Origin of the sequence: Olsenella phocaeensis, assembly GCF_900120385.1 — a bacterium.
In the GTDB taxonomy this organism is placed as follows: domain Bacteria; phylum Actinomycetota; class Coriobacteriia; order Coriobacteriales; family Atopobiaceae; genus Olsenella_I; species Olsenella_I phocaeensis.
On record NZ_LT635494.1, the window covers coordinates 523545 to 534342 of the forward strand.

A 10798-nucleotide genomic window follows, 5' to 3' on the forward strand; every position below is an offset into this window, starting at 1 on the left:
CGTCGCGCCCGCGCCGGCCGCCAGCGCCGAGGCTACCACCTTCGCTCCCGTCGCCGCCGACACCGACTTCAGCGACCTGGACTAGTTCGGACGATCCAGAACGAGGCGTGCCTTGCGTGAGGAGGTCGTCGCATCCGCGGCGGCCTCCCCTCATGTCGGGGCAGGCGTGCTACAATCGACGGCGCGGAGTGGGCCAGACAATCGCGGGGGCGGAGACGCCCATGAGGAAAGTCCGGGCTCCACAGGGCAGGAAGCAGGCTAACAGCCTGGCGGGGTGACCCGACGGAAAGCGCCGCAGAAAAGAAGACTCCCGCTGCCCGCCTCGGCGGGTGAGAGAAAAGCTGAAACGGTGGTGTAAGAGACCACCAGCGTCGTGGCAACACGGCGGCTTGGCAAGCCCCTTCCGGAGCAAACGCAAATAGGAGCGCCATGGTGTGGCCCGCACCGCGCTCGGGTTGCGCGCTAGAGGCCGTCGGTGACGGCGGTCGTAGATAAATGATTGTCCACGACAGAACCCGGCTCACAGGCCCACTTCGCATCTCTTCTCACAAGGACCTTTGGAGAGGGACGGACCATGCTTCCTGGACAGACGGGATTCCTCACGCTGGCGGACGGCTTCGAGGCCCAGGCGGAGGTCGAGGACCGTCGCAGCCGCTTCATCGCCCAGCTGAGGCACGTGGACGGCGAGGCGGACGCCACGCGCTTCGTGGACGAGGTGCGCGCCAGGCACCATGACGCTCGCCACAACGTCCCTGCCTGGGTGCTCTCGGACGGGCGCGAGCGCTGTTCGGACGACGGGGAGCCGCAGCGCACCTCCGGCATGCCCGTCCTCGAGGTGCTCCGCTCGTCGGGACTTGCCGACGTCTGCTGCGTGGTGACGCGCTACTTTGGCGGCACGCTCCTGGGGCCAGGCGGGCTCGTGCGCGCCTACTCCGCTGCGGCACAGGCGGCGGTGGACGTCGCCCGAGGGGAGGGCAAACTCGTGAGCATGCAGCTCGTGACCAGGCTCACCTGCAGCGTCCCGTACTCCGCCTACGGTCGCGTGGAGCGCCTCCTCACGGACTGCGGCGGCAAGGCGAGGGACACCATCTTCGCCGAGGACGTCCAGATCAACGCCGTCTTCCCCTCCGGTGCGGAAGAGGCGTTCTGCGCCGCCATGCGCGAGCTCGCCAACGGGGAGGAGCTCTGCCTGGTGGGGGAGCCCCACTTCGGCGCGCTCTGAGGAAACGCACTCGCGTCGTGCGGGTAGGATGGCAGGGACGGTCCCGCGCCGCCGCGGCGTCGCGGGCGACAGGCAACCGAAGGGAAGTCCCATGAACGCAAGGTTCATCCATCGCTGCATCCACGTGCTGGACAAGGAGGCGTCCATCGCCTTCTACGAGAGGGCGCTGGGGCTGCGCGTGTCGCGCGAGAAGGGACCCGAGGACGGGTCATGGTCCAACACCTATCTCGTGGACGACAACACCGGCTTCGAGATCGAGCTCACCTGGAACCGCGGGCGCACCGAGCCGTACGAGAATGGTGGCATGGACACGCATATCGCCTTCGAGGTCGATGACTTCGAGGCGGCGCACGAGCTGCATCNCGCCCCGAGGCCGACACCTCCGGCGTCCTGGGCAACACCCGCCGCCCCGAGGCCGAGAGCGTGTCGGTCTACACTCGCTCCGGGCGTCCCGTGGGCGACAACGCCGGCAGCTCCTCCTCCGCCTATGGCAGCGGCTATCGCCCCGGCTACGCTCCCAACGAGTACGCCCGCCCCGCGGCGCCTGCGCGCGACTACGGCTACGACGACGGTGCCACTGCCTCCATGCCCCAGCAGCAGGGTGGCTACGCCAGCCGCGAGTCTGTCCTGGGCAACACCACCAACGGCCACTCTCCCGCGGACATCGGCCTCAAGGCGATTCCCCGCCCCAGCTCGGGACAGCTTCCCCCCTACGTGCTGAAGCCCGTCTCGTACGACGACGTCCAGATGGTCGTCCGTCGCGTCCGCACCAGCCAGCCCGTGGTGCTGGTCTTCAAGAACACCAACATCGAGACCGCCAAGCGCATCCTCGACTTCTGCTTCGGCCTCGCCTGCGGCATCGGCGGCCAGGTGGACGAGCTGGGCGACCGCGTCTTCGTGGTCATGCCCCAGGGCATCGANAGATGTGTATAAGAGAACAGGCCATGGGCAGCGCCCGACGAGACCGGGCCCCGGACGCGCTCAGCACGAGCTGCGTCCGGGGCCCGACCAGTGTCACTTCACGGTACCTGTCCCAGCGGGAAGTTGTGGCGCTCGCCTTGGCCTAGTGGAGCCTGCGGGCGAAGCCGGAGGTGATGCCGCTCCAGGGGGCGACGTCCTCGACGGGGGTCTCGTCCCACATCTTGAGCAGCTCGTCAGGCACGAACTCGCGCCTGACGTCGACCTCGCCGCCATAGGTGTGGAACCAGTCGGCGGTCATGATGAGGTAGCCGTCCTTGCCCTGCTCCTTGCCCCAGCTGTTCTCGATGCGCCAGGCCTTGGGCTTGTCGTCCTCGTCCAGCTCGACGCCCTGGAAGGTCATGGCGTGGGTGAGGCCGGTCTCGCACATGTCGATCATCTCGTCGCGGCCCATGCCCAGCTCGACGTCGAAGAGCCCCTCGAGGTCCATGCCGTCGGTGGAGAGCACGTACTTGAAGTCGTCCACGTGGCGCGGGAACTCCTGCATGACGTCGCAGGCCATCGAAACGGGCACGCCCGCCTTGAGGCTGTTGACGGCTACCTGGTCCAGGAGCTCGGGCTCGACGTTGAGCACGTGGTGGGGGTCGCCGCCTACGACCGAGTCGGTGAGCGTGAGGTGATACGCATGGCCGTAGGGTCGGGTCTTGCCCGGCATCGAGACGAGCGAGACGTAGTCGTGCGGGTCGAAGGGCAGGTAGCGCTCAGCGAACTCGAGCGGGGTGATGTCCGGGTCGCGCAGGACGAGCTTCTGCTCCTTGGGACCGTCCTTCTCGCCCGCGTCCTTGGGCTCCTCGTCCTTCTGGGGCTCAATGGCCTTGACCTTGCTCGCGTCCGCCTTGTGCCTCTTGCCCACGGTGCAGACGAAGTCGAAGCGCGCGGGCGGCTCGCCGAGGCAGATCGCCAGCATGCGGTACACGCCCGAGAGCATGTCCTCCTTGAGGGCGCGGAGCTCGTCCTCGCCCTTGCCCTCGGCGTGCGCGCGGCGCAGGATGCCGGCGTCGCGGTGCAGCAGGCGCTCCAGCTGGGCGTCCATCTGCGCGGAGCTCTTGGAGCAGGCGGTCTCGGGCATGGCGTCCTTGGGGACGACGCCCCACTTGGCGATGAGGTTCATGGCGAAGTGGTAGTAGCCGCCGTCGCCCATGCCGTCCTCGAGGACGAGCTGGACCTCGCGGGAGTCCGCGGGGAGGCCGGCCGTGGCGATGACGTTCTCGAGCATGGCGTTGGCCTTCTCGAGCTTGTCATAGAACATCCCGTAGGCCTGGCTGAACTCGAAGCTGTCCACGTCCAGGAAGTCCATGGTCGCGTGGCGCGCCACGTTGTATGCGGTGAACATCCAGCAGCGGCCGCTCTGCCTCTGGTTGGTGATGTCGGCCGTCTTGGGCACGCGCACGCCGTAGGTGTCATGGTAGCCGCGCATCACGCTGGTGTCGCGCGCGGCCTGCATGACGTCGGTGGCGGTGACGGCGTTGCGCCCGATGCGGTTGGCGCGGGAGGAGCAAAACTCTTCGTTCTGCCTGGCCGCCCAGTCGCGGCCGATGGTCTTCTCGCTCATCTGCGTTCCTCTCGTTTTCATTTTGGCTGGCGCAAGGGACGGCGCCCGCGGTAGGGTGGCCGCAGGCGCCGAGGGGTGCTGTCCTAACGGGCCAGGGTCCCCATGGGGTCCCAGGGCTCGAGCACGACGGGCTCCATGGTCTCGAGCGCCTGGAGCTGCTCGTCGCTGAGGTACCTCTTGTCGACGACGACCTGGTAGACGTACTCGTCGAACCAGGCGTCGCTCAGGGTGTCGAAGCCGTCGCGGCCGTGGTCCTTGCCCCAGCTGTTCTCGACCTTCCACATCGCAGGCTTGCCGTCCCCGTCCAGGCGCACGCCCTCGAGGACCATGGCGTGGGTCATGACCGACTCGCCGTAGTCGAGGCGCTCCGCCTTGTTCAGCGCGCCCTCGACGGCGAAGCCGAAGAGCTCGTCCACGTCGATGGCGGCGGTGTCCATCATGCCCTCGTCCCTGAGGTAGCTCTGGTCGACGTCGCAGCCAAACCACACGGGCAGGTCGCCCTTGAGCTGGGCGATGGCCGCGCGCTTGAGCTCCTCGGGCTCGAGGTTGAGGTAGAGCACGGTGCCGTCCTCGACCACGTTGCCCAGCCGGCTCACGGTGTAGGTGCGTCCGAAGGGCTTGTCCTTCGTGGGGGCGCTGATGAGCGACACGTAGTCGTCGAGCTCCATGCCCACCGCCTCGGCGAAGAACTCCTGGGGAGTGAAGCTGCCGCTCAGGGCGACCTTGTCGTCCTTGTCGCGCAGGCGCACGTCGAAGCGCGCGGGCGGCTCGCCCAGGCAGGTCACGAGCAGGCGGTAGACGTCTCCCATCATCTGCTTCTTCATCTGGCCGAGGTCGTCGGCGGAGGCTCCGGATGCCGCGGTCTCGCGCAGGCGTTTGGCGCAGCCGCGCAGGTAGCGGGTCAGGTACGCGTCCATCTCGTGCGTGCTCTCGGAGTTGGCGGTCTCGGGCATCGCCTCCTTGGGCACGACGCCGTACTTGCGCACCAGGCTCTTGAACATGTCCCACTGGCCGCCGTCGCCGATGGGGTCGGCCAGGAGCCACGCCATGAGGCGGCCCGAGAGGGGCTCGTCCAGGGTGTCGAGGACGTTCTCGAGGAACCAGTTGCTCTTCTCGAGCTTGTCGAAGAAGAGGGGATAGGCCTGGCTGAGCTCGAAGTCCTTCAGCTTGTACTTCTTTATGGTGCGATAGCGCATGGTGTTGAGGCTCGCGAACATCCAGCAGCGGCCCGAGCGCTTCTGGTTGGTGCGCTCGCCCTGGCTGACCTCGACGTCGAACTGGAGGCTGTTCTGGGCGACGGCCTCGGGATTGCGGGCCGCCTTGCGGACGCCCATGGAGCTGGCGGCGTTCTTCGCCACCACGTTGGCGCGCTCAGAGAGGAACTCCTCGCGTGCGGCGGCGAGGTCCTCGGGGGTGACGCTCTTGATCTGGTCCATGCTTCCCTCCCTGGGGATGGTTGGATTTCTTAGCCAGTCGAGGATAGCACGTGGGCCTGCGTGGACGGCTCCCGCGCGGGCTCTACAGGCCTAGGGCACATCCCAGCGCTCGCCGCAGTCGTGGCAGAGGAAGTGCCGCACGTAGGTGGGGGACCAGCCGTCGTCGTGCAGCCTCTCGCTCTCCAGGAAGGGGTCATACTCCCATCCCTGCTCGGTACCCTCCACCTCGGTGTCGTGCGAGCCGCAGCGAGGGCAGATGCTGCGGTCCCTCTTGTGGGCCTGCCGGGGCGTCCGGCCGCCGTTCGCCTGCATCCAGTGGCGGTAGCCCTGCGACTCCGGTGAGGTCTCCGGATGCCTGAGGGACGGGGGCACGCAGGCGTCGAGGCGCTCGCGCAGCTCCTCTCGCTCGCGAGCCTCCGCCTTCTTGCTCCGGTCACCCTGCTCGGCGCGCGCCGCGCCCAGCCTGCCCTCCAGCTCGTCGTAGCGCCTGAGGAGCGCCCTCTCGGCGGGGAGGAGCGAGAAGCCCGCCCGCCGGTCGATGCGCGCCTCACTCTCGCGGAGCTTGTCAGAGAGCAGCGCCCCGAGGCAGGTGAGGCCGGTGGTGGCAAGGTAGATGAGGACGTTGCGATAGAAGTGCTCCGACCCCCAGTGCAGGTAAACGAAGGCGAGGATGGCGGGCCAGCCTCCCACCAGGAGCGCGAGCAGGATCCCGAGTGGGCCGACCTTGGACCTGGAGTCCTCACGTCTCTCTCGCCATTCCCGCGCCCTCTTGAAACCAGAGTCGGCGAGAAGGGCCGAGCGCTCCTGCTCCAGCTCGCCCATGTAGCGCGCGAGCTCCTCGTCCGTGAGATACGAGGTGAGGCATGCCTGGGCCAGCGCCTCGTTTGCCGGAAGCTTCGCCTTCGTCTCCTCCGAGAGCTCCATCGTCCCCACCCCCCTGGCGCCTGACGCGCCGAACGCTTGTTGGTCACATACGTATGTACCACCACCCCGGGACATCGTTCTTTCCTATAATCCAGCTAACCGCCTCGTATGCCTACCGCCTCGGAACGCTCTGGGAGGGCGCAGATGATCCACGCAGAGGGAGAGATCGCCTACGGCTTGCCCGGCTACTCCCTGCGCGTGCTCGAGGCGCTCGAGGACGCGGGACACGAGACCTGGGTGGTGGGCGGCTGGGTGCGTGACGCGCTGCGCGGCGCCGCCCCCCATGACGTGGACCTCACCACCTCTGCCCGCTGGCAGGAGGTCGAGGGCTGTCTCGCGTCGGCCGGGGTCGAGGTGCACCGCACGGGCATCGCCCATGGCACCGTGACCGCCGTTTGCGAGGGGCACCCCATCGAGGTGACCACCTACCGCGTCGAGGGCGACTACAGCGACCACCGCCATCCCGACGAGGTGCGCTTCGTGAGGGACGTCCGCGAGGACCTCGCCCGTCGTGACTTCACCATCAACGCCATGGCCTATCACCCCGCCCGCGGGTTGCTCGACCCCTTTGGCGGACGCGCCGACCTGGCGGGCCGCGTGGTACGGGCGGTGGGGGAGCCCTCCGAGCGCTTCGGCGAGGACGCCCTCAGGGTGCTCCGCGCGGTGCGCTTCGCCTGCCGTCTCGGCTTCGAGGTGGAGGGTCGCACCCAACGGGCGCTCGTCGCGCATGCGCCGGAGCTGGCGGACATCGCGAGCGAGCGCATAGGCCTGGAGTTGGCGGGCATCGTGCGCAGCGGCCGCGCCGCGTGGGCGCTCGAGCACCAGACGGAGGTCCTCTGCCAGGCGATCCCCGAGCTCGCCCCCATGGCGGGCTTCGACCAGCGCAGCCCCTACCATGCCTTTGACGTGCTCGGGCACACGGCGCACGTCTGTCGCGGGGTGGAGGAGTTCACGGGAGGCAACGCGTCCGACGCGCTCAGGTGGGCCGCGCTCCTGCACGACGTCGCAAAGCCCAGCTGCTACTCGGAGGACGAGGGCGGACGAGGGCACTTCTTCGGCCATCCCAAGCTCGGCGCGCAGATGGCTGAGTCGATCATGAGGAGGCTCGCCCTCCCGGGGGAGCTCGTCTCCGCCACGCGCGCGCTGGTGCGCCTCCACGACCATGCCGTGCGGCCGACGAGCCGCTCCATCAGGCGCACCCTGCTCAAGCTCGAGCGCGCCTGCCCCGACCACGCCAAGCCCCTCGCCTTCGACCTCCTGGACCTCAAGCGCGCGGACGCCGTGGCCAAGGTGCCGGGGGTCGCGGGCTACGCCGCCGAGCTCGACCAGGTGAGCGCCGCCCTGAGGAGGGAGATCGCCTCGGGTAGCGCCTACCGCCTCAAGGACCTTCCCGTGAGCGGTGCCGACGTCATGAGGGTGACGGGCATCCAGCCTGGCCCTGGGGTGGGGCTGATCCTGGCGGAGCTTCTCTCCGCCGTGGTCAACGACGAGCTGCCCAACAGGCGAGAGGTGCTTCTGGGGCAGATCAGGCTCTAGGGGAGGGCGTGAGCCTGCGGGAGGGGCCGCCCGCGCCGGGCGTGGTTGCCCTTGCGAAGGGCGTGCCTGACGCGTTGGCCCTTGTGGGGGACGTGCGGGGCGTGGCGCCTCTCGTGAAGGAATTGTGTCCAAAAAATCCCATCGACTTCTCCTTGCACGGCTTGGTGCGTTCACGTATAGTTCTTTCTCGCACCAAGCGCACAGGGCAACCGATTGGGACGTCGTCTAGCGGTAGGACAACGGATTCTGGTTCCGTCAGCGGGAGTTCGATTCTCTCCGTCCCAGCCAAGTGCACCCACATACGGCCCGTTCGTCTAGCGGTTCAGGACGCCGCCCTCTCAAGGCGGAGATCACCAGTTCGAATCTGGTACGGGCTACCAGACACCCCGGGGGTCGGCCAGCGCGCCGGCTCCTTTCCTTTTGCCGCGAGGCCCCGACGCCGTCGCGGCCAGCCCCGCCGTCGCGAACGGCCAATCCCCCCGCACAAAGGGAGAGGCGGCGGCCTCGTTTCCTGGTGCGGATTCACCCAGCATTCGTCTGAGGGCTCTGCATGTACCGAAAAACTGCGCATTGGATTTCTTTCAGCAGAGTATGACCTGGGCAAACGTCGTTCGTCTCCATAATTCGAAGAAATCGTGCACAGTTTTTTCGTCGGAATGGCGCGAGCCATCGATATCGTCGCAGGGGGAGGCACACCAATGCGCGCCCAGGCGGCGCTGCCAGAAAGATTTGCAGGCGTCCTTGCGTTTTTGCATGCGTTCGCGTAGACTCTGTTCCTGCACTGAAACACCGATTGGGACGTCGTCTAGCGGTAGGACAACGGATTCTGGTTCCGTCAGCGGGAGTTCGATTCTCTCCGTCCCAGCCAAGTGCACCCACATACGGCCCGTTCGTCTAGCGGTTCAGGACGCCGCCCTCTCAAGGCGGAGATCACCAGTTCGAATCTGGTACGGGCTACCAGACACCCCGGGGGTCGGCCAGCGCGCCGGCTCCTTTCCTTTTGCCGCGAGGACCCGACGCCGTCGCGAACGGCCAACCCCCCGCACAAAGGGCGAGGGGAGTGGCGTGCCACCCGGGCAGACGCCACCTCCCCTCGCAGGCAGTCGAACGCCACGAGTCCGTTCGTACGGCTACTCGGCGGTCCCGACGGCCGAGTCGGCACTTCCCGCCGCGCTTTCGTGCNCCGTCGCCTCCGGTCGCAGGGGCGGTGGGCACGGGCGTGGCGGAGGCTCCGTCACCATCAGCATGCGAGGCTCGGCGGGGCGCAGGGGATAGGCCACGGTGGCCCACTGCCCGGGCTTGTGCGGGTCCGGACCTGCGTGTCTGCTATCTGCGGCCCGGACTTACTCGCTCGCGTTCTGCGGCCTGGACCAAAGTCGTCGGTATTCTCGCCTGCCCAAACAACCGACATTCCAGGGCTTTCTGGTTGATTCAGGCACATAGAGGCCGTTCGTCGGTACCTTGGGCGGGTGAGAACACCGACAAACGTGGGCGTGGAGCCCGTTTGCCCCGCGACGCGCGGCTTTCCCGCCGCTGCCAACAACTTGCCGGCGATGCCAACAATTTGCTTGTGCTTTGCTAGGGGAGAGGCGCAAGCAAACTGTGCCCGGACGGGCAAAGACTGCCCGGAGCCTCGGTTTGCCTGTGGTTCGCCGGGGAGAAGCACAAGAAAAGCGCGCCCCGGCTGANCAGCTGGGCGAGCATGCGCCGGCGGTTCGAGCCGAGCAGCGCCTGCCTGACGAGCTCCTCGGCGGAGGGAAGCTTGTTTGTTCCTTGCATGGACGAGACTCCCTTTATTGGCAGGGCGGCAGCTAGATGCCGTGCCCCCCGTCCCTTGTTCGCTTGCTGAGTCCCGCTTAGTATGCCCGATTCCGCCGAGCGAGTATGATGAGCGTGCCCACTTGGCAGGGAACGGCATGCGGACGTCACTTCTGCCGTCCGCGGCCACGGATCGTGGGGTCGGAGGGACATGGCACAGGACAGCAACAGCGAGCGCTCGAAGGCCAAGGTGCCCCTGAAGGTCACCGGCCCTCATGTCGTTGCCCCCGCGACCACCCCCGGCGCGCCCGAGATGGGCGAGAACAGCACCAAGGCCCGCAAGGGCGCCATCTTCCTTGCCGGGGTCATCGGGGTCTACGTCGTCTTCCTCGTGGCCACGGGCCAGATGGGCGAGTTCCTCTCGGCCCTCTCGAAGGTGGACACGGGCTGGGTCATGTGGGCCGCCTTCGCCTTCGTCCTCTACTTCGCCTTCGGCGTCCTGGCCTACGTCATAGCCGTCTACCTCGACCACGAATCGCCCGTCGGCGTGCGGGACCTCATGAGCGTCGAGGCCTCGGGCGTCTTCTTCGGCAACCTCACGCCCATGATGGCCGGCGCCGTCCCCTCGCAGATCTATCGCCTGACGCGCACGGGCCTGGACGTGGGGGAGGCCAGCGCCACCCAGTTCACGCGCTTCATCATGTTCCAACTGGGCGTCGTGCTCTTCGCCGCGATCATGCTCTTCGCCAAGCTCTCGTACTTCTTCCAGACCTACGGCGACATCATCATCCTCAACCTGGTGGTCTTCGCGGTGCACTTCCTCGAGCTCGCGGGCCTCTTCGTCGTCTGCCTCTGTCCCAGGCTCGTGATTCGCGTGGGCAACCGCGCGATTCGCCTTGCGGACTCCCGGCACTGGCTCAAGGACCGCTCCCACTGGGACGAGATGGTCAACGTCCAGGTCATGGAGTTCTCTGACGCCTTCAAGCGCGCCGCCCAGGACGTGCCCTCCATGCTCCTCACCCTCGTGGTGACCATGGCGCAGCTCGCCTGCCTCTACATGATCCCCTGGTTCGTGCTGCGCGCCTTTGGCATCCAGGCGGACTTCGTGGAGTGCCTGGCGGCGGGTTCGATGGTCCAGATGGTCGCCTCGGCGGTGCCCCTGCCGGGTGGGACGGGCGGGGCGGAGGGTGGCTTCGTCATGTTCTACGGCCACATGTTTGGCCCCTCCACCTCGGCGGGCTTCCTCGTCTGGCGCATCGTCACCTTCTTCGGCCCCACGCTGCTCGCGGCCCCGCTCCTGGGGCTGCGCTCCCGTGGCGGGAGGAGCATCTACCGTCGCGTGCAGGCGCTGAGGGACCGGCTCGCCTCCGTCGCCTCCGGTCGCAGGGGCGG

General features: G+C 67.6%; 6 protein-coding genes, 4 tRNA genes, 1 other RNA gene and 2 pseudogenes. 10 read left to right on the forward strand and 3 right to left on the reverse strand.

The window, feature by feature from the left end:
- Positions 1 to 185 precede the first annotated feature (185 nt).
- From rnpB to BQ7388_RS02460, 4 genes and pseudogenes are all read left to right on the forward strand, one after another.
- An RNA gene (gene rnpB, locus BQ7388_RS02445) (RNase P RNA component class A) lies at positions 186 to 539 on the forward strand.
- 35 nt (positions 540 to 574) lie between these two features.
- Positions 575 to 1222: an IMPACT family protein gene (locus tag BQ7388_RS02450; protein ID WP_072499698.1), complete on the forward strand. Its 648-nt coding sequence runs from the start codon at positions 575 to 577 to the stop codon at positions 1220 to 1222.
- Positions 1223 to 1313: 91 nt separating this feature from the next.
- A pseudogene (locus BQ7388_RS02455) lies at positions 1314 to 1523 on the forward strand (VOC family protein); the annotation flags it as partial.
- 77 nt (positions 1524 to 1600) lie between these two features.
- A pseudogene (locus BQ7388_RS02460) lies at positions 1601 to 2155 on the forward strand (cell division protein SepF); the annotation flags it as partial.
- A 130-nt stretch (positions 2156 to 2285) separates the two neighbouring features.
- Here BQ7388_RS02460 and BQ7388_RS02465 read toward each other — a convergent pair.
- The 3 genes from BQ7388_RS02465 to BQ7388_RS02475 form a co-directional block, all read right to left on the reverse strand.
- The gene (locus BQ7388_RS02465) at positions 2286 to 3752 is read right to left on the reverse strand and encodes a C1 family peptidase (RefSeq protein ID WP_072499699.1); all 1467 of its coding nucleotides are present in this window, start codon (positions 3750 to 3752) and stop codon (positions 2286 to 2288) included.
- An 83-nt stretch (positions 3753 to 3835) separates the two neighbouring features.
- Positions 3836 to 5188: a C1 family peptidase gene (locus BQ7388_RS02470; RefSeq protein WP_072499700.1), complete on the reverse strand. Its 1353-nt coding sequence runs from the start codon at positions 5186 to 5188 to the stop codon at positions 3836 to 3838.
- Between the two features lie 90 nt (positions 5189 to 5278).
- Positions 5279 to 6112, reverse strand: a complete 834-nt coding sequence (locus tag BQ7388_RS02475) for a hypothetical protein (RefSeq protein ID WP_072499701.1) — start codon at positions 6110 to 6112, stop codon at positions 5279 to 5281.
- A gap of 144 nt (positions 6113 to 6256) precedes the next feature.
- Between BQ7388_RS02475 and BQ7388_RS02480 the strand changes: the two genes are divergently transcribed.
- The 6 genes from BQ7388_RS02480 to BQ7388_RS02510 all read left to right on the forward strand — a co-directional run.
- The gene (locus tag BQ7388_RS02480; protein WP_072499702.1) at positions 6257 to 7648 is read left to right on the forward strand and encodes a CCA tRNA nucleotidyltransferase; all 1392 of its coding nucleotides are present in this window, start codon (positions 6257 to 6259) and stop codon (positions 7646 to 7648) included.
- Between the two features lie 214 nt (positions 7649 to 7862).
- Positions 7863 to 7936 (forward strand) — tRNA-Gln (locus tag BQ7388_RS02485).
- 15 nt (positions 7937 to 7951) lie between these two features.
- Positions 7952 to 8028 (forward strand) — tRNA-Glu (locus BQ7388_RS02490).
- A 414-nt stretch (positions 8029 to 8442) separates the two neighbouring features.
- Positions 8443 to 8516 (forward strand) — tRNA-Gln (locus BQ7388_RS02495).
- Positions 8517 to 8531: 15 nt separating this feature from the next.
- Positions 8532 to 8608, forward strand: a tRNA-Glu gene (locus tag BQ7388_RS02500).
- Between the two features lie 1009 nt (positions 8609 to 9617).
- The coding region (locus tag BQ7388_RS02510; RefSeq protein WP_072500425.1) for a lysylphosphatidylglycerol synthase transmembrane domain-containing protein at positions 9618 to 10798 on the forward strand (1181 nt) is incomplete at its 3' end.